Source organism: Aliirhizobium sp. YIM B11859 (assembly GCF_057163345.1).
In genome coordinates, this window is record NZ_JBXHAY010000009.1 from 102,035 (window position 1) to 124,717 (window position 22,683).

The window sequence follows — 22,683 nt, forward strand, 5'->3', positions numbered from 1 at the left end:
TCTCGACTGCCGGCCGAACAAGCCGGACAGCGTTTTTTCGCTTTCTCCAAAACCATGGCCAAAACGACGACGAAAACCGTCTGACGTCTCTGGCCCGCCGCTCTCTCCCCGGCAAGGTCGGGGACAAGGAACACCGTCGCCGGTAAGGCACGGCTTCCCCCTCAAAAAGACCGAGGAGAGACAGAAAGAGAGCATAGACATGGGTTTCAAGATTGCAGTCGCCGGCGCAACCGGCAATGTCGGCAGGGAAATGCTGAACATCCTGGCCGAGCGCGGCTTTCCGGCTGACGAGGTCGTGGCGCTGGCTTCCGCCCGCTCGCAGGGCACCGAGGTTTCCTTCGGCGACAAGACCCTGAAGGTTTCCAACCTTGAGAATTACGATTTCTCGACCACCGACATCTGCCTGATGTCCGCCGGTGGCACGGTATCACAGAAATGGTCGCCGAAGATCGGCGCGCAGGGTTGCGTCGTGATCGACAACTCCTCTGCCTGGCGTTACGATTCCGAAGTTCCGCTAATCGTGCCGGAGGTCAACCCGGACGCGATTTCCGGCTTCACCAAGAAGAACATCATTGCCAATCCGAACTGCTCGACCGCCCAGCTGGTTGTGGCACTGAAGCCGCTGCATGATTTCGCCAAGATCAAGCGCGTCGTTGTGTCGACCTACCAGTCCGTCTCCGGCGCCGGCAAGGAAGGCATGGATGAACTGTTCACCCAGACCCGTGCTGTCTTTGTTGCCGACCCGGTCGAATCGAAGAAGTTCACCAAGCGCATCGCCTTCAACGTCATCCCTCACATCGACGTCTTCATGGAAGACGGCTACACGAAGGAAGAGTGGAAGGTCCTGGCGGAAACCAAGAAGATGCTCGACCCGAAGATCAAGGTAACCTGCACCGCGGTGCGCGTTCCTGTTTTCATCGGCCATTCGGAATCGGTCAATATCGAATTCGAAAACGAGATAACCGCCGATCAGGCCCGTGATATCCTGCGCGAAGCCCCGGGCTGCCTCGTCATCGACAAGCACGAGAACGGTGGCTACATCACCCCGATCGAATCGGCCGGAGAAGACGCGACTTACATCTCCCGTATCCGCGAAGATGCAACGGTCGAAAATGGCCTGAATATCTGGGTGGTTTCCGACAACCTGCGCAAGGGTGCCGCACTGAATGCGATCCAGATCGCCGAGCTTCTGGTCAATCGTGGTCTTATCAAGCCACGCAAGGCCGCGGCCTGATCGATAGAATTCGTTAAGCATATTGATCTAGAAAATCCCGCCAACAGGCGGGGTTTTCTTTTTGGAGGAGGTCCTCACGAACTATTCATGGGCGTTTAGCTGGCAATTGCTTGCAAGCTTCTGCCTTTACAACGAATAGTAAGAGAGGATGAACCGCCGCTGACCGGCAATCACGGATTATCGCATGAACAAGATTTTATTGGCAGGACTGGTCTTCGCCGGATTGGCTGTGGCAACACCCGCAGCAGCTCTTCAGTGCGGCAACGATTCATCTGGCTTCAATCGTTGGGTGCAGGATTTCAAGCAGATAGCACCTTCCAAGGGCATAAGCCCTGCGGTTCTCGACCGAGCCTTCGCAAACGTCTCGTACAATCGTCCCACGATCAGCGCGGATCGCGGTCAGAAGAGCTTCAAGCTTTCCTTCGATGAATTCCTGAAGAAGCGTGGCGCGGCCGCCATCATCTCGCAGGGAAAGCGGAAAAAGGCCGAAAACGCAGCGCTCTTCGATCGAATCGAGCGCCGCTATGGCGTTCCTGCCGGCCCGGTCATCGCGATCTGGGGCATGGAAACCGGCTTCGGTTCCTTCATGGGCAACCAGCACACCCTGTCGGCAGTAGCAACGCTGTCCTATGATTGCCGTCGATCCGATTATTTCACCGAACAGCTCTATGCTGCTTTGCAGCTCGTCGCACGCGGTGATCTTAGCACCACAGCCCGGGGCGCCGCCCATGGCGAGATTGGCCAGACGCAGTTCCTGCCGCTCAACGTCATCCGGTATGGCGCCGATGGCGATGGCGATGGACATATAGACATGGTCGGCTCACGCGCCGATGCGCTCGCCTCGACGGCCAACTTCCTCAAGGGTCATGGATGGGTCACCGGTGCCGGCTATCAGCCGGGCGAGCCGAGCTTTGCCGCGATCCAGGGCTGGAATGCCGCAACCGTCTACCAGCGCGCCATCGCCTATATGGGCGCGCAGATAGACGGGAAGTAAGACCTAGGAAGCAGGCGCCTGCTCCGGTTCGGCCGGCGCCTGTTCTACTTCCAGGTCGGGGCGCATGAAATCGCCCTTGTCGTTCATCACCCAAAGCTCGCCGGTCGAAATATCAAACCAGACGCCGTGAACCGCCAGTTCACCCTTTTCAGTCAACGACTTGATAAAAGGGAACGTCGTCAGGTTGGCGATCGAATTGCGGATCGACACGCGCTCAAGCGCCGTCTGCCGCTCCGATGCGGTCATCAGGTCGTTACTCTGGATCTGCTCGGCAGCCGGCCTCACCAGACCAATCCATTTGCCGATAAAGTCACCGGGCGAAAGCGGCTCAAGTTCCGGATCCAGCGCCGCCTGGATGCCACCACAGCGCCCGTGCCCCATCACAACGATATCGCGGATCTTCAAGACCTGGATCGCATATTCGAGCGCTGCCGACGTGCCGTGAAATTGGCTGTCCGGCTCGTAGGGCGGAACCATGTTCGCGATGTTGCGAACCACGAACAATTCGCCGGGCCCACAGTCGAAGATCGTCTCCGGCGCCGCACGGGAATCGCAACAGGCAACAAGAAGCGTGTGCGGCTTCTGCCCGTTTTCGGCAAGCACTCGGTAGCGTTCGCGCTCGTCAATGTAACGACCACTCATGAAATTGCGGTAGCCCGCAAGCAATTTGGCTGGAAATTCGCTCATGAGCGAAACGATTATTACGCCTTTACGGCAATATCAACGGTTCGTTACGAGCAAGGCTACGCTTCATACACTCCGCTGCACCGCATGAACCAGCTGTCGCATCTGCACGCCGACAACTGGCGAGAGCAGATTTACGGCGTGAGAATGGAGCGCGAGCTCGTCGCGCCCCTCAGCAAAGGTCCGCGACAGGATCTCGAATATGCTCGCAGTCGCAAGCCTCACGGCCTCTTCCTCGTCCATCCCGGACATCAGACGCGACAGGAAAACGGCAGATAAAAGATCGCCCAGACCATTGGGCGGATTTGGCACGAGACGATGTTCGGCAAGCAGCACGCGCCTGTCCGACACCGAGAGGTTACCGATCGCGCCGGCCATCATCGGTATCGCCGAAGTGACGAGCGCTCGCCTGATACCGAGCATTCTCACGGCATCGACAATCTCCGCATTGGTTTCGACACCCGATCCCGAAAGCCATGCGAGCTCATGGCGGTTAGGCGTGATGACATCTGCAAGCGGAATGAGGTTTGAACGTATTGCCTCCGCAACGGCCTGCGGCACATAGAGCCCACCGGTATCGCCGATGACCGGATCGCACACGTAAAGAAGATCGGGATTTTTTGCCCTGAGCGCGCTGACAAGCCTTGCCACCGCCGCCGGTTGATCCGCGTGACCGAAATAGCCGGTCAGAACCGCCTTGACCTCGCCGAGCCACGGCGCGCGGATGAGATCGTCGATGGCCTTGTCGAAATCCGCAATCGGATGATGCAGCCGCGTCGACGGACCATGACCGGGATGCCATGGCAGTACGATCGTCGGAAACGCCCAAACGGGATGCCCCATGCTCTCCAGCGCAAATACCGCCGCGCGATTGCCGACAGCGCCACGGATGACATGGCTTGAAATGACGATGACCGCGCCGTTTTGTGCCTGCATGATCCCGATCTCGATTTTGTTGGCCGTTGATGGTTGCTTTGCCACATCCTGTCAATAATGCTCGTTACAACGATGCTATTGGCATTGCGTCGGACGGGCCTAGGCCATCCGAAGCAGCGTTCAGCCGGAAAGGGAGAGGTCATGGTCTGGAAGCATAGCCCGAAACGTAGCAGGCAGATGGAGGAGGCGCGTTCGTTTGCTGAGAGAAGCGGCGGAGATATGCTCGATCCCGCCATCCTTTTCGGCAGGGCAAGTGACGACGATCTCGCCCCCTATACACCTGAAATGCTTGGAATTGCGGCAGCACATGCTGCAACTCGCCTGAACCAATGGAACCGTGTCCGCGCGGATATCAGCCTTGTCCAGGTACCGGGTATCGAGCCTGCCGGCCTGCCGGCATGGGTACTGACCGTCATAGATCGCAATATGCCTTTCCTGTTCGATTCCATCATGGGGGAGGTGACGGCCAACCACCGCAGCCTCGCCATGGCCGTTCATCCGATCCTCACGATCGAACCCGGCAAGCATCCCGTGCTGCGCAGCAAAGACGAGCCCACCGATCCTGCCTACCAGGTCAGCCTCATCCAGATCCATCTTTGTCAGTTGAACGAGATACAGGCCGATCACCTGGTCGAGCGCATCCGGTTCATTCTCGAGCAGGTCCACCTGGCCATCACCGACTGGTCGGCCATGCTCGACACCATTGATGGCGCGGCCGGGCAGTTGCTGAATGCGAAACTCAGGAAGGGTGCAGATCGCGAAGAAGCTCTTGCCTTCGTCGACTGGCTGCGGGACGACAACTTCACCTTCCTCGGCATGCGCGAATACGTCTATTCAGGCAAGGGTTCGGAGGCGAAGGTCGAACGCGGCAAGGGAAGAGGTCTCGGCATCCTTTCCGATCCGGACGTATTGGTCCTGCGACAAGGCAAGGATCAGGTGACCACTACTCCGGAAATCCTGGAGTTTCTCGATGGTCCTCAGTTCCTGATCGTTACCAAGGCTAACGTCAAATCGGTCATCCATAGACGCGCCTATATGGACTATATCGGGGTAAAGCGTTTCGACGAACACGGCAATGTCGTTGGCGAATTGCGCATTGTCGGCCTGTTCACGGCAACGGCCTATACGCAATCCGTCCGCGATATCCCGATGCTGCGGACGAAGGTTGCGGGCATCGATAGACACTTCAGCTTCGATCCCCAGAGCCATTCCGGCAGAATGCTGGAAAATACGCTGGAATCCTATCCGCGCGACGACCTCTTCCAGATAGATGGGGATCTGCTGGCAAAATTCTGCGAGCAGATCATGGAGCTCAGCGAACGGCCCCGTGTACGGGTACTTGCCCGCATCGACCATTTCGATCGTTTCGTCTCGACCATCGTCTATGTGCCACGCGAGGATTACAATTCTGCCGTTCGAGAGAAGGTCGGTGCCTATCTCGCCGACATATTCGACGGGCATGTTTCGGCTTATTATCCAGCCTTTCCGGAAGGCGGTGTGGCGCGTGTCCATTTCATCATCGGACGCCGTGGCGGCAAGACACACCGTGTCGCTCAAGCAAGGCTCGAAGATGCGGTTCGCCTGATCGCCACGCCGTGGCAGGAAAGTTTCTCGCTTCTGGCGGAGCACGGGCCGCATCTTTCGGTCACCAACGCCTTCCAGGAAGCCTTTACTCCGGCGGAAGCCTTCTCCAACCTGGCGGACATCGCAGCCTGTGCAGCGGGTGAACCGATCCGGATCGAATTTTACCGGCGCCCGACGGACGAGGGGAACGCAATATCCCTCAAGATTTTTCACGGCGATCATCATCTATCGCTTTCACGCCGGGTTCCGCTTCTGGAAAACCTCGGCTTCCATGTGGTCAGCGAACAGACATTCGAGATCCATGTTGGTCCGGAAGCGAGGCTCGTTGTCCTGCACGATATGGAATTGCAGCTTGAGGACGGCCGCGGCGTCGATCTTTCCCGTGAAGGCCCGCTCCTCGAAGAAGCCTTCCTTTCGGCCTTCGCCGGCTCCATAGACAATGACGGCTTCAACCGGCTTGTTCTTCTCGGCGGACTTGCGGCACGGGAAATCACGGTTCTGCGTGCCTATGCCCGTTATCTCCGGCAGACGGGCATCGTCTATTCCCAAGCCTATATCGCCGACACGCTGGTGAAGTATCCGCATATATCTGCGGCAATCTTCAATTTTTTCGATACCGGCTTCGATCCCTCCCTCCTCGAGAAGGCGCGAACGAAGAAACTTGCACAGCTTCGCGAGACCATTGAGGAAAACCTGGGCGCAGTACCGAGTCTCGACGAAGACCGCACGCTGCGCCGTTTCGTCAATGCGATCGACGCGACCCTGCGCACCAATTATTTCCGACGCGATGGCGACGCTGCTCCGAACAGGATGCTGGCCTTCAAATTCGACCCCAAACTGCTGGACGGCTTGCCTGAGCCGCGACCGTTCCGCGAGATTTTCGTCTATGGCACAGAGGTGGAAGGTGTGCACCTGCGCTTCGGCAAGGTCGCGCGCGGCGGCCTGCGCTGGTCGGATCGTGGCGAGGATTACAGAACTGAAGTGCTCGGCCTGGTCAAGGCACAGCAGGTGAAGAATGCCGTCATCGTACCGGTCGGCGCCAAGGGAGGTTTCTTCCCGAAAATGCTGCCTGCAGGCGGCTCGCGAGACGAAATCTTCAACGCCGGTAGGGAAGCCTACAAGACCTATATCCGCACGTTGCTGTCGATCACCGACGACATCGTCGACGGCGAAATCGTCGGGCCGGAAGACATGATCCGCATCGATGGCGATGACCCCTATTTCGTTGTTGCAGCCGACAAGGGCACGGCGACATTTTCCGACACCGCCAATGGCCTGGCACAGGAAGCCGGTTTCTGGCTCGACGATGCCTTCGCATCCGGCGGTTCGGCTGGTTATGACCACAAGAAGATGGGCATCACCGCCCGCGGGGCCTGGGAGGCCGTCAAACGCCACTTCCGCGAAATGGATGTCGACATCCAGACGACCCCGTTCAACGTCGTCGGCGTCGGCGACATGTCGGGTGATGTTTTCGGAAATGGAATGCTGCTCTCGCCGAAGATCCGGCTGATTGCAGCCTTCGACCACCGCGATATATTCATCGATCCCGACCCCGATATCGAAAAGTCCTTTGCCGAGCGCAGCCGGATGTTCGCTCTGCCGCGCTCAAGCTGGCAGGATTACGACCGCTCTACACTGTCTGGCGGCGCGATGATCATCTCGCGTGCAGACAAGTCGGTTAAGCTGACGAAAGAGGCCGCGGCCGCGATAGGTATCGACAAGGCGATTGCGACGCCTTTCGAGATCATGACGGCAATTCTCAAGAGCAAGGCCGATCTTCTCTGGTTCGGTGGTATTGGCACCTACATCAAGGCAGCCTCCGAAACTGATACCGAAGTCGGTGACCGCGCCAATGACCCGATCCGCATCACTGCCGGCGAGGTGGGTGCCAAAGTCATCGGCGAAGGCGCCAATCTCGGCGTCACCCAGAAGGGCCGCATCGCCTATTCGCTGGCTGGCGGACGTTGCAACTCCGACGCGATCGACAATTCCGCAGGCGTCAATTCCTCCGACGTCGAGGTCAATATCAAGATCGCGCTCAATGGCGCCATGCTCGACGGACGGCTGCCCCGTGCAAAACGCAACCAGCTTCTGGCATCGATGACCGACGAGGTGGGGGATCTCGTGCTACGCAACAACTACCTTCAGCCTCTGGCGATCTCGCTCCTGGAGCGCAAGGGTGTGGCAAACCGCGAGCAGCTTGCACGCCTCATGTCCGTACTGGAAGCTCAGGGCAAGCTGAACCGGAAGGTCGAAACCCTGCCGGATGATGCCGAACTTGCAGAACGTTATGCAAGCGGAAAGCCGTTGACTCGGCCTGAAATCGGCGTGTTGCTCTCCTATTCGAAGATCGTCCTCTTCGACGCCCTGCTTGACAGCAATATTCCCGACGATCCGTATTTCTCGGCGGTGTTGAAGGACTATTTCCCCGCCAGGATGCAGAAACCCTATGCGGCCGACATCCAGAAACATCGCCTGCATCGCGAGATCTTGGCAACCATACTCGCCAATGAGGCGGTCAACCGCAGCGGCCCCGGTTTCATTCAGGCCATGAGCGATATGACCGGCGCTACGGCCGCGAATGTCGTGAAAGCGATCCTGCTGGTCCGTGATGGCTTCGATCTGCCTCGCCTCTGGGCCGAGATCGATGCTCTGGACAACCGTATTCCCGGCCGCGTTCAAAATGATCTCTACGCTCAGGTCAGCCGGATTATCCTCATAGGTACCTACCTAGCCCTCCAGACCCAGATAGGTTCCTCGGAAATGACCGAGGGCGTTGCGCGGCTAAGGAGTGCCATAAAGGGATTGCGGACAACCGTTACCGAAGACATCGTCGCGGAAACGGCGCCGCTCGCAGCCGGACTTGAGGCCGAGGGTGCGCCGGCCGATCTCCTCAAGGAGATCCGGATATTGTCGGCTCTTGTGATTGTGCCGGAAATCATGCTGATCGCCGAGCGGACGGGCGAAAGCATGCCGCGCGCCACCGAGAGTTATTTCTCCGTCACCGAGACTTTCCGCGTCAACCGGCTGATCGTCGCGGGCGAACGGATCAGCACCTCCGACCACTACGAGAGCCTCGCCTTGTCCCGCAGCCTCCAGCAAATCGCCTCCGCACGGCGTGATATTGTGATCGCCGCATTGAGCGAGCATCGCGGGGATAAGAAACCGGTAGCGGCCTGGATCGCTGCGGATCGGGTTCGGGTGAACCGGATCGGCAGTGAACTCGTCATGCTAGGTGAAAGCGGGGACCTGACACTGTCGAAGATTTCCGTTGCGGCAGGCTTGCTCGGAGACCTGGCCAGTGGGCGATTGCTGTAGGCGGGGCCTGGGGAGACTGGATGAATATGTCTGACATCGATGAAGCGCCGGTCAAAACCGGCCGGCGCGGAATATGGGGCTGGATGCTGTTCGACTGGGCGGCGCAGCCATTTTTCACCGTTGTCACCACCTTCATCTTCGGTCCCTATTTTGTCTCGCGTCTGACGGAAGATCCTGTTTCCGCTCAGGCGGCATGGAGCAACATGGCAACGATCTCTTCGATCGTCATCGCCATACTGTCTCCGATCCTTGGGTCGATCGCCGATCAATCAGGCGCTCGAAAACCGTGGATCGCGGGCTTCGCAATGGTGAAGATCGCAAGCCTTATGATGTTGTGGTTCGCGGCACCGGGCTCACCTCTGATCTGGCCACTCGTCTTCATGGTCCTGGCATCGATCTCGGCAGAATTTTCGATCGTCTTCAACGATTCCATGATGCCGCGCCTCGTCTCTCGTAACGAGGTCGGGAGGATCTCGAATATCGCCTGGGGTCTCGGTTATCTCGGCGGCATGCTCGTCTTGATCGCGGTCGTGACCCTGCTGGCCGCAAACCCGCAAACGGGCATGACGCTGATCGGCATTCCCCCGCTTCTGGGCCTTGACCCTTATCTGGGAGAGGATGCTCGCATCACCGGGCCGATCGCAGCAGTCTGGTATTTCATCTTCATCCTGCCGATGTTCCTGCTCACGCCGGACGCAAAGAAGGGACTGCCACTCGGCGCTGCAATACGATCGGGATGGCACGAGCTCGCGGGCACCCTGCGCGAACTGAAGTTGCGACAGGATATAGCAAGATTCCTGATTGCCCGGATGATCTATCAGGACGGCGTCAATGGACTCTTGATCCTCGGCGGGACATTTGCCGCCGGGATGTTCGGCTGGGCAACGATCGAGATCGGGATTTACGGCATCATCTTGAATGTCGTCGCGATCTTCGGGTGCATCGCCGCGGGCCTGCTCGACCGCTGGCTCGGTTCCAGAACCGTCATCGTTACAAGCCTCATTCTTCTGCTGGCTGCAACGGTGGGCATCGTATCAACCAGCCCCGGATCGGTATTCTTCGGGCTGATGCCGCTTTCGGTCGAAGACAGTGGAGGATGGTTCGGGACGGCCGCCGAAAAGGCCTATATCCTGTTCGGCTTGTTGATCGGCATCGCTTTCGGCCCGGTTCAGGCCTCGTCGCGATCCCATCTGGCGCGTTCCATCAGCCTCGACGAGGCTGGCCGCTATTTCGGCATCTACGCACTGTCAGGACGGGCGACGAGTTTCCTCGCCACCCTGTCCTTTTCCATTGTCACATACGCGACGGGCTCCGCCCATCTCGGCATGGCGACGCTCGTCATTTTCCTCTTGGCAGGCTTGGCATTGCTTGTGAAAGCGCCTGCTGCCTCCGACTTAGCCTCGCCGGCAAAGCCGGAATGACTCCGGCTAAATAGATTTCGACTTAGTGCCGGAAGTGGCGCATGCCGGTGAATACCATTGCAACATTGTGCTCGTCGGCAGCCGCGATCACTTCCGCATCGCGCATCGAGCCGCCCGGTTGGATCACCGCGGTGGCACCGGCAGCAATCGCTGAGAGCAAGCCATCGGCGAACGGAAAGAACGCTTCGGATGCGACTGCAGAACCCTTGGTCATCGGCTCGGCCCACCCCATGGCCTTTGCGGCATCCTCGGCCTTGAGGCCGGCGATACGAGCGGAATCGATACGGCTCATCTGGCCGGCGCCGATACCCGCGGTCTGTCCCTGTTTCGCATAGACGATCGCGTTCGACTTGACGTGCTTTGCAACCTTGTAGGCGAATTTCAGGTCTTCCATCTCGGTTGCGGTCGGCGCGCGCTTGGTGACGACCTTGAGGCCGACATCCTCGATCACGCCATTGTCGCGGCTCTGGACCAGAAGCCCGCCAGCGACCGTCTTTGCGGTGATGCCACGCGACCGCGGATCGGGAAGCCCGCCGGTGACGAGCAGGCGCAGATTTTTCTTTGAGGCGATAATGGCCTTCGCCTCGTCGGACACCTCGGGTGCGATGATGACCTCTGTGAACAGTTTGACGATCTCTTCCGCGGTTTCGCCATCAAGCAGCTGGTTAAGCGCGATGATCCCGCCAAAGGCCGACGTGCTGTCGCAGGCAAGCGCACGAAGATAAGCGTCTTTCAAGGTCGAACCGGTGGCCACGCCGCACGGGTTGGCATGTTTGATGATCGCGCAGGCTGGTCCCTGATCGGCCGAAAACTCACCGATCAGTTCGAATGCGCCATCCGTGTCGTTGATGTTGTTGTAGGAGAGCTGCTTGCCCTGCAGCAACGTGGCGGTCGCGACGCCCGGGCGGTTTTCGCCGGTCACGTAGAAACCGGCGCTCTGATGCGGGTTCTCTCCGTAACGCATGGCTTCCTTCAGCACGCCACCGATCGTTCGGTAGGCGGGCGTCTCGATCTCGAGAGCCTCGGCGAACCAGTTGGAAATCGCGGTGTCATAGGCTGCCGTGCGGGCATATGCCTTGGCCGCAAGCTTCTGGCGGAAGGCATATGCGGTTTCGCCGCCATTTGCCTTGAGCGCCTCGATAAGATCCGGATAGTCGAGCGGATCGGTGATAATGGTCACATAGGCGTGGTTCTTGGCAGAAGCGCGGATCATTGCCGGACCGCCGATATCGATATTCTCGACCGTGGTCGGATAATCGCCGCCGGCTGCACGGACTTCCTCGAAGGGATAAAGGTTGATAACGGCGAGATCGATACCCTCGATGCCGTGCTCCTTCATCGCAGCGACATGTTCCTCATCGTCGCGGATGGAGAGAAGACCGCCATGCACATTGGGGTGCAGCGTCTTCACCCGACCGTCCATGATCTCGGGAAAGCCCGTCACCTCGGAAACGTCCGTCACGGGGAGGCCTGCCGCGGCGATCGACTTATGTGTCCCGCCGGTCGAGAGCAGCCGGACGCCTTGTTCACTGAGAGCGCGCGCGAGCTCGATGATTCCGGTCTTGTCCGACACAGAAAGCAAGGCGGTGCGGATCTTGACGCGATCGGGAGCGGGGATTTTTTTGGAAACGACGGCCATCGGTCTCTCCTGAAAGAGCATGCCACGGGGGCTTTGAAGGGGATGCGGGCCGGTTAGCACAGCTTGCCGGAAGAAGGAACGCTTAATCGCCCTTTCGCAACATCCAGCGAATTTCCTTGAGACCGGAAACGGCGCTTTCCAGCACCAGTTGCTGGCTGGGACGCATTCCGGATACGTCTGCAAAGAAGACGTCCTCGTCGATCTGAACCTCAAGGCCGGGGGCCGCAAAAATCCAGCCCTGCCCGTCGGTGGCGCGCAATGCGACGCTCTCCGCGTCACGCCGGGTGATCGTGATGCCAGGATGAATATGAAACCTTACGATCGCCGTTGACGTTTTGGGCTGTCCATCAAGACCTTCCCGAGGAATCAGGCGGTCGCAACCCTTTATCTTGTCGCCTGCCACGTTGAGCGCGATTTCCCGTTCATGCGTATAGTCGAACTGATCCATATAGCCGTTGTGCCGTGCACGCAGCCAGTCGTTGCCATGTTTGTCGTCCCATCGCTCGACATCAACATCCGACATGCCGGGCATCAGAACCGGACCGGTGAAAGTGGAGTTGATCACCCGGCTTGAAGATACGTTATCGAGCGTCAGCGTCGAATGGGCAGCCGTGGATCGCGCAAGATGCCGGTAAAATCGGCTGGCAAATTTCGGCGAACCGGAATTGATGATGAACCGGTGTCGGCCGGAAGACATTTCGAAGGAAAGCGCACCTGCATGGGTACCATGCGATGCCGCGATGGTTTCCGGGCATCCGGTATCGACGATGATCACCGTATTGTCTGCCGCAAGACGATGATAATGCATCTGCGGCAAGGCTTTGAACGGCTTTCCGGCGGATTCGTCGTAACGAAGTACCGACATGAGCTCGCTTGCGGATGTGGAACTCGCTCCATTGAAAAGGGCCAGATCGCCATCCAGGTGGCGGAAGAACCGCAAAGCCGGATACATGCGGTCGATCGCCGAAATCAGCTTCTGCGGTAGGTCGTAACCCAGATTGATATAGGTCTGCCGCAACGGCAACAGATCAATCAGGATATCGAGAATGGCGCGGGGATTACGCGACACATGCCCGCCATCCGCAAGGATCTGCCGGTCGAGCTCCCGGTCCAGTGCCAGGCTTTCGCGATTGATCCCGGCAATCCGGGTTGGCAGGGCCAGCGATGCCATGGCAAGCGCAGTCCTCACCCTGAGCCGGCTTTCGGCGTCCGGGCAGCACCGGGCGGTCTTCCTCAGATAGCTGATCTGATAAGCGATGCTTTTCATGAAGCGGCGATAGAAGCCGGCTTCTGCCGCATGGAGAATGATTGTCGAATGGGAAAGCCAGGCGATCACGCGCGTTGCGACGACGTTTGGCTCCCAGGCCATACCGCGGCGTCTGCGTCCGTGAATAGAGATCCAGTCGCCAACGATGTGCCGCGCATGCGCACATCCGGCCTCTGTCTTGTCTGCCCGGATATGACGCAACCATCCGAAGCCATGCAGCCGTTCGGCGAAGGAACGCGATGGCAATTCGAGCTCGAAGGGCGAATCGCCGAGCGTTTCGAGAACCCGGCCGGCCAAAGGAAACCGCCCGTCGAATATTTCGTGCGCGATAAACGGATCCACGGCGCGCAGATCTGTCGGAGCGACGATCAGGCGCTCAGGCACGGGAGATAGCGGCGCGGACAGCGCAACGCGATAGGGTGCCATGCGCAAGCGCAAGCGCCTCCGCATTTCCCGCATGCCGAAAGCCACAAGCCTTCGGCGATCGGCAAGCCGCATGGTCACCCTGGTTTCTCCGCCGGAATGGCTGTCTGCTGTATCAGCTGAATCAATTTTAGTTGAATCGCAATTATCGGTTGCGATGGTGAATAAAATCTTACTTTAGGATCAGCACGCTGGCAAAGAAACCATCCATGCCACCTGCAAAGCCGTCTGATGGGGGCAGCATTGCCGGGGTCGTGCGGAAGTCACCCTTGGCTGTAATTGCATCTTCGAGACCCGGCCAGGCTGCGGGGTTAATCGCCAATCGCGCAAGTGACGGGACATCGGCCAGAACGCGTTCCACAAGGTCCTCGCCTTCAAGCGGATCGAGCGAGCAATTTGAGAAAACGACGATGCCGCCGCTTTTCACCAGCGTCACCGCGTGACGCAGCATACGCTCCTGCAGGGCGGCAAGCTTCTCGATATCCTGCATGCCTTTGGTCCACAACACATCCGGATGCCGACGCGTCGTGCCGGTAGACGAGCATGGTGCATCCAGAAGCACGCCGTCGAACTTTTCCTCGGGCGAATATTGAAGGAGATCTCCACCCACCAGATCGGCCTTCATGTGCAAGCGCGCCAGATTTTCCTTGAGGCGCTCGATGCGATTGGATGATTGCTCGATCGCCGTCACCTCGGCACCGGCAGCGATCAACTGCGCGGTCTTTCCACCGGGAGCCGAGCAGAGGTCAGCGATACGCTTGCCCTTGAGATCACCGAAAAGTCTGGCTGGAATACTGGCAGCGACGTCCTGGACCCACCACTCGCCTTGGTCGAAACCGTCAAGCCCTGTCACCGAACCTTCGAATGAACCGAGCCGAATGCTTCCGGTCGGCAATAGCTTGCCGCCAAGCTTTTCTGCCCAGGCCTGCGGATCGCCTTTCACGGTCAGATCGATCGAAGGTGGCGTAAGTTGCGCCTCGGCAATACGCGCCGCCTCCGCTTCGCCATAGGCAATGCTCAGCCGTGCACGGAACCAGTCCGGCACAGGAGACACTGAAGCGGTAGCAGCAAGAACATCTTCCTTCTCACGAACCAGACGGCGCAACACCGCATTCACGAGCTTGGCAAAACGCCGATTGCGCGGATCGCGATTGGCCTGTTCGACGGCAAGATCGACAGCCGCGTGAGAGGGCACGTCAAGATGCAGGATTTGCGCAGCAGCGACAATCAACACATGATGAAGCGCACGTGCGCCATCCGGCAAGGGGGTATCGATCAGCGATGCGATCGCAGCCTCAAGCCGAGGCAGATGCCGCAAAGCCGTCGTGAGTATCGCTCTTGTCAGTGCACGATCGGCATCATTGAGCGCTTTGTAGGCCGGATTTCCGTGCTTGAGATCCAACATCCCATCAAGGGAGATCTTTCGATCGACGGTGGCACCAAGCAGCTTGGCCGCCGTTGCCCGGACTTCAAATCCGGGCTTCCTTGGCTCCCTGCTCGAGGAAGCAACGGCCTCCCCGTGGACAGGACGTTTGAAAGACTTCTTGTTTTTCGTCTCGTTCAAGACCAGGGACCTTTGCGCGGTTCATCCGATCCGCGACCCCATGGATTGTTTGCACCGGTATTTGGGACGGAGCGCGCGGTGCGGTGCGGTCTAGCAGCCGAAAACGATCCCGTCGACCCACCACCGCGGAACTCGCTCGCCATCTGCCGAAGCGCGGCGATCCGGTTTTCGGTATTCGGGTGAGTGGAGAACAGATTGTCCATCCGTTCGCCCGACAGTGGGTTGATGATGAACATATGTGCCGTTGCCGGATTACGCTCGGCTTCGTAGTTGGGGATTGCCTGAGCCGAACCAGCGATTTTGGCGAGAGCCGAGGCTAGCCACATCGGGTTGCCGCAAATCTCGGCACCCCGGCGGTCAGCCGAATATTCGCGCGTCCGGCTGATCGCCATCTGTACAACTGCTGCCGCAAGCGGTGCAACGATCATCGCTGCCAGAACCCCGATGAAACCGAGGGGATTGCTGTTGTTCTCGCGATTTCCGCCGAAGAAGAAGGCAAAATTGCCAAGCATGGAAATGGCACCGGCAAGCGTCGCGGTGATTGTCATCGTCAGCGTGTCGCGGTTCTGCACGTGTGCCAGTTCATGGGCCATGACGCCGGCGACCTCCTCATGCGAAAGACGCTGCAGCAGGCCGGTCGATGCTGCAACGGCGGCATTCTGCGGGTTACGACCTGTCGCAAAGGCATTCGGCTGCGGGTTGTCGTAGATATAAACCTTCGGCATCGGCAGCCCCGCATTGGCTGAAAGATCACGGATCATCAGATAGAATTCGGGTGCGCTGCGCTCATCCACCTCTTGGGCATGATAGGCCGAAAGCACCATCCTGTCTGAATTCCAGTAGGAAAAAAGGTTCATGCCGGCAGCGATGACCAGCGCGATCATCATGCCACCTTTACCACCGATCAGGAACCCGACCCCCATGAACAGAGCGGTCATGAAGGCCAGAAGCATGGCGGTGCGCATCACATTCATCGTCATCTCTCCATTGCCGTTTTCGTTCCTCTGACAAAACCAGGCATGTCCAAGGGTTTTCCAGCGGTTGCAAACAGCCTATCATGTGGTCAATTCAACCAGAGTTTTCAATAAACCTTCCGGTGATGCAAAAGATGCAAAGCGCTGACAACGATAATTCGGATTTCGCCTCCGAGAACGAGGCTGCAAAAAAGCCGCTTTCGGCGGCGGCACAACGAGCCTTGAAGGAGGCCGAAGACCGTCGGCAGGCGTCAGAAAAAGCGGATATGCCTGAAGAGTTTGGCGGTCGCGGTGGCGCCGACCCGGCTCGTTTTGGTGACTGGGAAATCAAGGGTCGGGCGATCGACTTCTGATCGACCATCTTCGAAATAAGATAAAATTCCTATTGACTTCAGCCCTTCTCCGGAATTTATTCCTTTCATGGCAAAGGCAATATTCCTCATTGCGGGTATGGTTTCGGTGTTCTCCACTGGAGCTGTCGCACGCGATGAAATATCTGGACCGGTCTCAGCCGAAATTATTCGCGTCGTTGACGGGGACACTATCCTTGTCGAAGCTCAACCTTGGCCGCAGCAGAAGATGGAAGTTTATGTCCGACTTCGCGGCATAGACGCGCCGGAACTGAAATCAAAATGCGCGGCGCTAAGGTCAGCAGGGCTGGATGCTCAGCACGCCCTGGAAGCGATGGCATCACAATCGCCGCAGATAAAACTTATCCGCATTTCGGGGGACAAATATTTCGGCAGGATCGTCGCTGACGTGATCCTGCCGAACGGTGAAAGCGCAGCAGACAATTTGCTGCTCGCAGGCTTGGTCCGGACCTACGACGGCGGCCGCAAGCCCAGGGAAGTATGCGCTAGTTGATACGGCAAAACTTCAGGCACCCGCCTTGTTCTGTCGGTTGGCAATCAGATCATCCACCACAGCTGGTTCGGCAAGCGTTGACGTATCGCCCAGTGACCCGAAATCGTCTTCGGCAATCTTGCGCAAGATGCGCCGCATGATCTTGCCGGATCGCGTCTTTGGCAGGCCTGGCGCAAACTGGATCTTGTCCGGTGCAGCGATCGGGCCGATTTCGTTACGGACGTGTTTGGTAAGTTCCTGACGCAACTCATCGGTGCCGGCATTTCCCGCCATCAAAGTCACGTAACAATAGATACCCTGGCCCTTGATGCCATGCGGATACCCCACGACGGCCGCTTCGGAGACCAGGTGATGCGACACCAGCGCGGACTCCACCTCCGCCGTGCCGAGCCGGTGACCGGACACGTTGAGGACGTCGTCGACCCGGCCGGTGATCCAGTAATAACCGTCCTCGTCACGCCGGCAGCCGTCGCCGGTGAAATATTTGCCCTTGTAGGTGGAGAAATACGCCTGCACGAAGCGATCGTGGTCGCCATAGAGCGTGCGCATCTGCCCCGGCCAGCTGTCGGTAATGCAGAGATTTCCGTCGGCCGCCCCTTCAAGCACATTACCCTCGTTGTCGACGAGCTGCGGTTTTACGCCAAAGAACGGTTTCGTCGCTGATCCCGGCTTCAGGTCCGTGGCGCCGGGCAAAGGCGTGATCATGTGGCCGCCGGTTTCCGTCTGCCACCAGGTATCGACGATCGGGCATCGCTTTTCGCCGACGACGTTGTAATACCATTCCCAGGCTTCCGGATTGATTGGCTCACCGACCGTCCCGAGCAAGCGAAGGCTTTCCCGCGACGAGCGCTTTACGAAATCGTCGCCGGCACCGATCAGCGAGCGAATAGCCGTCGGTGCAGTATAGAAGATATTGACCTTGTGCTTGTCGACAATTTCCCAGAACCGCCCCTGGTCTGGGAAATTCGGCACGCCCTCGAACATCAGCGTCGTTGCGCAATTCGCCAGCGGCCCATACACGAGATAGGAATGGCCGGTGACCCAACCGACATCGGCCGTGCACCAGTAGACGTCGCCATCCTGATAATCGAACGTGTATTCGTGCGTCATCGCCGCATAAACGAGATAACCGCCGGTCGTGTGCAGGACACCCTTGGGTTTGCCGGTCGACCCGGACGTGTAAAGGATGAAGAGTGGATCTTCAGCCTTCATCTTCACCGGTTCGCAATGTGGCTTAACGGTCGCAATTTCCTGATGATACCAGATATCGCGGCCCGGCGCCCAATTGGTCTTGCCCCCGGTGCGGCGCACGACGAGAACCTTGTTCACCGTCACATATTGGCGGGCTGCAATATGGATGGCCTTGTCGGTATTTTCCTTGAGCGGCACCGGTTTGCCGCCGCGCACGCCCTCATCGCAGGTGATCACGAACGTCGACTGGCAATCGACGATACGGCCAGCCAGCGCTTCCGGCGAAAAACCACCAAACACAACCGAATGCACCGCGCCGATGCGAGCGCAGGCGAGCATGGCATAGGCTGCCTCGGGGATCATCGGCATATAGATGGTGACCCGGTCACCTTTTTTGACACCGTGCTTCTTCAGCACATTGGCCATGCGGCAGACCTGATCATAGAGCTGGTTATAGGTGATTTTTTTGTCGATATAGGGATTGTCGCCTTCCCAGATGATGGCGGTACGTTCCCCATGTGTCTTCAGATGCCGGTCGATACAATTGTAGGAGACATTCGTCAGTCCGTCCTCGAACCACTTGATCGAGACCTTGCCCTTGAAGGAGGTGTTCTTGACCTTTGTATAGGGCTTGAACCAGTCGATTCGTCGACCATGCTTGCCCCAGAATTTGTCCGGATCCTCGACGCTTTCCTCATACCACTTTTCGTATTTTTCCTTGTCGATGAGCGCCTTAGCCTTGGTAGGCTTGAGAACCGGATAGATTTTTTCGGACATGTAATTCCTCCCTCACTGGCACCGCCGACCTGACGTTCATCGTCGGTGCGACATTTTGGCATTCATAACAATTGGGGCGGAGGCGGCAATTAGACAAATGGCTGTGAGGTCTGGGAAACGATCGACAGTGATGACGTTTCAAAGAATTGCATTTCTGTCCTAATTCGATTATACGGCGATAAATTCCCGGAAATTGTGGTTGATACCCACGCCCGCGACACCGGCGCGGACGGACAGAGGAACTATATCCATGGCTCAACAATTGCTCATGCCGAAGGCGACCGCAGTCTGGCTCGTCGACAATACCGCGCTTTCGTTCGACCAGATTGCCCAGTTCTGCAAACTGCATCCGCTGGAAGTGAAGGCGGTTGCCGATGGCGAAGCTGCACAGGGCATCAAGGGCCTCGATCCGATCGCAACCGGCCAGTTGTCCCGCGACGAAATCGAACGCGGCGAAAAAGACATCAACTACAAGCTGAAACTGTCCGAGCCCAAGGTTCGCGTCCCTGAATCGAAGCGCCGCGGTCCCCGTTACACGCCGGTCTCCAAGCGTCAGGACCGTCCGAATGCCATCCTCTGGCTGGTTCGCAACCACCCGGAACTGAAGGACGCACAGATTTCGCGCCTCGTCGGCACCACCAAGTCGACGATCGAGCAGATTCGCGAGCGCACCCACTGGAATGCCGCCAACCTGACGCCGATGGATCCGGTCACGCTTGGCCTCTGCTCGCAGATCGACCTCGATCTCGAAGTGGAAAAGGCATCCAAGGGCCGGCCGCTTCCGACCGCAGCCGAACTCGGCGCATCGCTTCAGCCAGCTTCCGAAACCGAAAACTTGGGCTTTGGCGATTATCGCAGCGAGCGCGAGGAAGAAAAGGAAATTGACGCGGACGCAGTCTTCGCCAAGCTCTCTTCGCTCAAGTCGACCCGTACCGAAGAAGACGAAGAAGACAACTTCTAAGCCGCTTCAAGCCGGATTTGATAAAGCCCCGTTTCGGGGCTTTATTTTTTCCTACGTGGCGGGCGTGGCCGTGCTCCTTTCATCATGAGCAAAGCCGTGTTTCCACAATGTCTCCCTGATCACATCCAAAGTCGCCGGATCTTCGATTGTGGCAGGCATTGTCCAGGGCAAGTCATCGGCAATCTTCTGCATCGTACCGCGGAGAATCTTACCCGAGCGCGTCTTCGGCAATTTCGGCACCACCATGACGGTCCTGAACGCAGCAACAGGGCCAATCTGCGCCCGAACCATATCAGCCACCTCACGGGCGATATCGGAGGTTTCCCGTGAAACATGGTTTTTCAAAACGAGAAAGCCGCAGGGTATCTGCCCCTTCACCCGATCTTTCACTCCGATCACTGCACATTCGGCAACATCCGGATGTCTGGCGCAGACTTCCTCCATTGAGCCGGTCGACAATCGATGTCCCGCGCAGTTGATGATGTCATCGGTGCGCGCCATCACGAATACATAACCATCTTCATCGATCAGACCCGCATCGGCCGTTTTGTAATAGCCTGGAAACGTGTCGAGGCAGGCTTCGCGAAAACGGGCATCGGCGTTCCAGAAGGTTGGCAGGCACCCTGGAGGCAAAGGGAGCTTGAGGACGATATTGCCAAGCGTGCCGCACGGCACCGGGTTGCCGTCATCGTCAAACACATCGGCTGCATAACCGGGCATCGGCCGCGTTGGGGAACCATGCTTGAACGGCATCAATCCCAACCCGACCGTATTGGCTGCGATCGGCCATCCGGTTTCCGTCTGCCACCAGTGATCGATCACCGGCACCTTCAGTTTCTGCTCCGCCCATTTCAGCGTTTCAGGATCAGCCCGTTCCCCCGCGAGAAACAGCGCCCTCAGGCCGAGCAGGTCATGATTGTCCACTAGCTCGCCATCGGGATCATCACGCCGAATGGCGCGAAATGCCGTCGGCGCAGTGAACAAAACCTTGACGTCATGGTCGGCGACCACCCGCCAGAAGGTTCCGGCATCGGGCGTCCCGACCGGCTTTCCTTCAAAAATGACGCTCGTATTGCCGTTCAGCAATGGCGCATAGACGATATAGGAATGCCCCACGACCCAGCCGATATCGGAAGCAGTCCAGAACACTTCGCCGGGCGCCATGCCGAAAATGTTCGGCATCGTCCATTGCAGGGCCACCATATGCCCGCCATTGTCACGCACGACGCCCTTCGGCTGTCCCGTCGTTCCGGATGTATAGAGGATGTAGAGCGGGTCGGTGGATCTGACCGGCACGCACGGAACGTCACGCCCGCGTGCTTTACCGACCAGCTCCTCGAAGTCTAATTCCCCGCGCTCTGGGCAAAGCGGCACGACAAGCTGCGGACGTTGCAGGATGAGGCAATGATCGGGCTTGGCATCTGTAAGTTCGATCGCCTTGTCGAGCAGCGGCTTGTAGGCCACCACCCGCCCCGGCTCCAGTCCACAGCTGGCCGAGATAATCAGTTTCGCTTGCGAATCGTTCAGCCGGGCTGCAAGTTCCTGTGCCGCAAAGCCACCGAAAACGACGGAGTGGACAGCTCCCAACCGTGCGCAGGCCAGCATGGAAAACACCGCTTCCGGCACCATCGGCATATAGACGATTACCCGGTCACCCTTGCCGATCCCCAGGTCCTGCAGCACGGCCGCAATCGCCTTCACCTCGGCAAGAACTTCAAAATAGCGAAAGCTTCTACGTTCGCCAGTCATCGCACTGTCGAAGATAAATGCGCGCTGGTCACCGCGTCCGGCAGCAATATGGCGATCGAGGCAGTTAAAACAGGTATTTGTCTCGCCACCGACAAACCACCGGCCATAAACACCCTGGTCCGGATCGAAAACCCTGTCCGGCGACTTGAACCAGTCGATCGCGCGGGCTGCCTCTCGCCAGAATTCTTCCGGGCGCTTTTCCCAGGCCTCGTAGATGTCGAAATAGCGGCTTTGCATATGCACCTCCCGTTACATGAGCCTAGCCTTATCAAAGCAATCTAGGTCGTGCAGGAAGACGCGGAAACCCCGACGAAGGGGTAAGTCGCTCAGCGCGTTCCGAAGATCGCCGAGCCCACCCGGACACTGGTCGCCCCGAACTCGACGGCTGTCTCGAAATCGCCGGACATGCCCATCGAGAGTTTTTCGACACCGCACTCTCGGGCGAGTTTGGCAAGCAACGCAAAATGCGGACCCGGATTTTCTCCCGAGGGAGGAATGCACATCAATCCGTCAATGACGAGGCCAAGTTGCTTTCGGCAGAGATCCACGAATGCCGCCGTTTCCTTTGGCGCGATGCCGGCCTTCTGCGGCTCAAGACCGGTATTGACTTGCACATACAGTTTAGGAGACCTGCCCTGTCTTTCCATCTCGGCAGCCAGCGCTCGCGCAATCTTCTCGCGATCCACCGTCTCGATTACGTCGAAAAGCGCCACAGCATCGGCCGCCTTGTTGGACTGCAGTGGACCGATGAGATGTAATTCGATACCGGATGTCTCCGCTTTCAGCTCCGGCCATTTGGTCTGGCTTTCCTGAACCCGGTTTTCGCCGAAAACGCGCTGGCCGGCAACGATCACAGGTCTGATATCATCAGCCTCGAAAGTCTTGGAAACGGCAACCAGCGTCACGCTGGCCGCCTGGCGCCTAGCATAGTGTTCGGCCTTGGCGATCTTGTCCTTGACGTCCTGCAATCGTTCTTCGACAGTCATGCCCGGCATCCTTTTCCGCATTTCTTGTGGGACTAGCGATTAATGCCCATATGAAGCTCTGCCAAGGGCATTCCGCATCAAAGTTTGGCAGCCGGCAGGCCTCAAAAACTTGACGCT

Annotated in this window: 16 protein-coding genes; 7 read left to right on the top strand and 9 right to left on the bottom strand. The window is 58.2% G+C overall.

Features of this window, described 5'->3' with window-relative positions; all coding sequences use genetic code 11:
* The first annotated feature begins 199 nt into the window (after nt 1-199).
* Both AC2GXZ_RS27020 and AC2GXZ_RS27025 read left to right on the top strand, forming a co-directional pair.
* A complete protein-coding gene (locus AC2GXZ_RS27020; RefSeq protein ID WP_483762333.1) occupies nt 200-1,234 on the top strand; it encodes an aspartate-semialdehyde dehydrogenase in 1,035 nt (344 codons plus the stop codon).
* Nucleotides 1,235-1,418: 184 nt separating this feature from the next.
* Nucleotides 1,419-2,228 carry a lytic murein transglycosylase gene (locus AC2GXZ_RS27025; RefSeq protein ID WP_483762334.1) on the top strand — a complete coding sequence of 270 codons (810 nt, stop codon included), beginning with the start codon at nt 1,419-1,421 and terminating at the stop codon, nt 2,226-2,228.
* Between the two features lie 3 nt (nt 2,229-2,231).
* Here the strand turns inward: AC2GXZ_RS27025 and AC2GXZ_RS27030 are convergent, their stop codons facing one another.
* Nucleotides 2,232-2,915 carry a carbonic anhydrase gene (locus AC2GXZ_RS27030; RefSeq protein ID WP_483762335.1) on the bottom strand — a complete coding sequence of 228 codons (684 nt, stop codon included), beginning with the start codon at nt 2,913-2,915 and terminating at the stop codon, nt 2,232-2,234.
* A 63-nt stretch (nt 2,916-2,978) separates the two neighbouring features.
* On the bottom strand, nt 2,979-3,851 hold the full coding sequence (pdxY, locus tag AC2GXZ_RS27035) for a pyridoxal kinase PdxY (protein WP_483762414.1): 873 nt from the start codon (nt 3,849-3,851) through the stop codon (nt 2,979-2,981).
* 138 nt (nt 3,852-3,989) lie between these two features.
* Here pdxY and AC2GXZ_RS27040 point away from each other — a divergent pair, with 138 nt between their 5' ends.
* Nucleotides 3,990-8,750 carry an NAD-glutamate dehydrogenase gene (locus tag AC2GXZ_RS27040; RefSeq protein WP_483762336.1) on the top strand — a complete coding sequence of 1,587 codons (4,761 nt, stop codon included), beginning with the start codon at nt 3,990-3,992 and terminating at the stop codon, nt 8,748-8,750.
* Nucleotides 8,751-8,776: 26 nt separating this feature from the next.
* On the top strand, nt 8,777-10,171 hold the full coding sequence (locus tag AC2GXZ_RS27045; protein ID WP_483762415.1) for an MFS transporter: 1,395 nt from the start codon (nt 8,777-8,779) through the stop codon (nt 10,169-10,171).
* Between the two features lie 22 nt (nt 10,172-10,193).
* Here AC2GXZ_RS27045 and purH read toward each other — a convergent pair whose 3' ends face one another.
* The 4 genes from purH to htpX all read right to left on the bottom strand — a co-directional run bounded on the left by purH (nt 10,194) and on the right by htpX (nt 16,038).
* On the bottom strand, nt 10,194-11,810 hold the full coding sequence (gene purH / locus AC2GXZ_RS27050) for a bifunctional phosphoribosylaminoimidazolecarboxamide formyltransferase/IMP cyclohydrolase (protein ID WP_483762337.1): 1,617 nt from the start codon (nt 11,808-11,810) through the stop codon (nt 10,194-10,196).
* A gap of 82 nt (nt 11,811-11,892) precedes the next feature.
* On the bottom strand, nt 11,893-13,575 hold the full coding sequence (locus AC2GXZ_RS27055; protein ID WP_483762416.1) for a heparinase II/III family protein: 1,683 nt from the start codon (nt 13,573-13,575) through the stop codon (nt 11,893-11,895).
* Between the two features lie 97 nt (nt 13,576-13,672).
* Nucleotides 13,673-15,064, bottom strand: a complete 1,392-nt coding sequence (locus AC2GXZ_RS27060) for an RsmB/NOP family class I SAM-dependent RNA methyltransferase (RefSeq protein ID WP_483762338.1) — start codon at nt 15,062-15,064, stop codon at nt 13,673-13,675.
* Nucleotides 15,061-16,038, bottom strand: a complete 978-nt coding sequence (gene htpX / locus AC2GXZ_RS27065) for a zinc metalloprotease HtpX (protein WP_483762339.1) — start codon at nt 16,036-16,038, stop codon at nt 15,061-15,063. The genes AC2GXZ_RS27060 and htpX overlap by 4 nt, the downstream gene beginning before the upstream one ends.
* Nucleotides 16,039-16,172: 134 nt before the next feature.
* On the opposite strand from htpX, the gene AC2GXZ_RS27070 reads away from it, so the two are divergent.
* Both AC2GXZ_RS27070 and AC2GXZ_RS27075 read left to right on the top strand, forming a co-directional pair.
* A complete protein-coding gene (locus AC2GXZ_RS27070) occupies nt 16,173-16,391 on the top strand; it encodes a DUF1674 domain-containing protein (protein WP_483762417.1) in 219 nt (72 codons plus the stop codon).
* Nucleotides 16,392-16,458: 67 nt separating this feature from the next.
* Nucleotides 16,459-16,902, top strand: a complete 444-nt coding sequence (locus AC2GXZ_RS27075) for a thermonuclease family protein (protein WP_483762340.1) — start codon at nt 16,459-16,461, stop codon at nt 16,900-16,902.
* Between the two features lie 12 nt (nt 16,903-16,914).
* Here AC2GXZ_RS27075 and acs read toward each other — a convergent pair whose 3' ends face one another.
* Nucleotides 16,915-18,870, bottom strand: a complete 1,956-nt coding sequence (gene acs / locus AC2GXZ_RS27080; RefSeq protein ID WP_483762341.1) for an acetate--CoA ligase — start codon at nt 18,868-18,870, stop codon at nt 16,915-16,917.
* A gap of 250 nt (nt 18,871-19,120) precedes the next feature.
* On the opposite strand from acs, the gene AC2GXZ_RS27085 reads away from it, so the two are divergent.
* The gene (locus AC2GXZ_RS27085; RefSeq protein WP_483762342.1) at nt 19,121-19,831 is read left to right on the top strand and encodes a DUF1013 domain-containing protein; all 711 of its coding nucleotides are present in this window, start codon (nt 19,121-19,123) and stop codon (nt 19,829-19,831) included.
* A 51-nt stretch (nt 19,832-19,882) separates the two neighbouring features.
* Here AC2GXZ_RS27085 and AC2GXZ_RS27090 read toward each other — a convergent pair whose 3' ends face one another.
* Together AC2GXZ_RS27090 and AC2GXZ_RS27095 are read right to left on the bottom strand one after the other, a co-directional pair.
* The gene (locus AC2GXZ_RS27090) at nt 19,883-21,817 is read right to left on the bottom strand and encodes a propionyl-CoA synthetase (protein WP_483762343.1); all 1,935 of its coding nucleotides are present in this window, start codon (nt 21,815-21,817) and stop codon (nt 19,883-19,885) included.
* 89 nt (nt 21,818-21,906) lie between these two features.
* A complete protein-coding gene (locus AC2GXZ_RS27095; protein WP_483762344.1) occupies nt 21,907-22,566 on the bottom strand; it encodes a YggS family pyridoxal phosphate-dependent enzyme in 660 nt (219 codons plus the stop codon).
* Between the last annotated feature and the right edge of the window lie 117 nt (nt 22,567-22,683).

What these genes read in the sequence shown, in the direction of transcription:
- AC2GXZ_RS27020 (WP_483762333.1), top strand. Translation starts at nt 200, where the DNA reads ATGGGTTTCAAGATTGCAGTCGCCGGCGCAACCGGCAATGTCGGCAGG.
- AC2GXZ_RS27025 (WP_483762334.1), top strand. Translation starts at nt 1,419, where the DNA reads ATGAACAAGATTTTATTGGCAGGACTGGTCTTCGCCGGATTGGCTGTG.
- AC2GXZ_RS27030 (WP_483762335.1), bottom strand. Translation starts at nt 2,915, where the DNA reads ATGAGCGAATTTCCAGCCAAATTGCTTGCGGGCTACCGCAATTTCATG.
- AC2GXZ_RS27040 (WP_483762336.1), top strand. Translation starts at nt 3,990, where the DNA reads ATGGTCTGGAAGCATAGCCCGAAACGTAGCAGGCAGATGGAGGAGGCG.
- AC2GXZ_RS27045 (WP_483762415.1), top strand. Translation starts at nt 8,777, where the DNA reads ATGTCTGACATCGATGAAGCGCCGGTCAAAACCGGCCGGCGCGGAATA.
- purH (WP_483762337.1), bottom strand. Translation starts at nt 11,810, where the DNA reads ATGGCCGTCGTTTCCAAAAAAATCCCCGCTCCCGATCGCGTCAAGATC.
- AC2GXZ_RS27055 (WP_483762416.1), bottom strand. Translation starts at nt 13,575, where the DNA reads ATGCGGCTTGCCGATCGCCGAAGGCTTGTGGCTTTCGGCATGCGGGAA.
- htpX (WP_483762339.1), bottom strand. Translation starts at nt 16,038, where the DNA reads ATGAATGTGATGCGCACCGCCATGCTTCTGGCCTTCATGACCGCTCTG.
- AC2GXZ_RS27070 (WP_483762417.1), top strand. Translation starts at nt 16,173, where the DNA reads ATGCAAAGCGCTGACAACGATAATTCGGATTTCGCCTCCGAGAACGAG.
- AC2GXZ_RS27075 (WP_483762340.1), top strand. Translation starts at nt 16,459, where the DNA reads ATGGCAAAGGCAATATTCCTCATTGCGGGTATGGTTTCGGTGTTCTCC.
- acs (WP_483762341.1), bottom strand. Translation starts at nt 18,870, where the DNA reads ATGTCCGAAAAAATCTATCCGGTTCTCAAGCCTACCAAGGCTAAGGCG.
- AC2GXZ_RS27085 (WP_483762342.1), top strand. Translation starts at nt 19,121, where the DNA reads ATGGCTCAACAATTGCTCATGCCGAAGGCGACCGCAGTCTGGCTCGTC.
- AC2GXZ_RS27090 (WP_483762343.1), bottom strand. Translation starts at nt 21,817, where the DNA reads ATGCAAAGCCGCTATTTCGACATCTACGAGGCCTGGGAAAAGCGCCCG.
- AC2GXZ_RS27095 (WP_483762344.1), bottom strand. Translation starts at nt 22,566, where the DNA reads ATGACTGTCGAAGAACGATTGCAGGACGTCAAGGACAAGATCGCCAAG.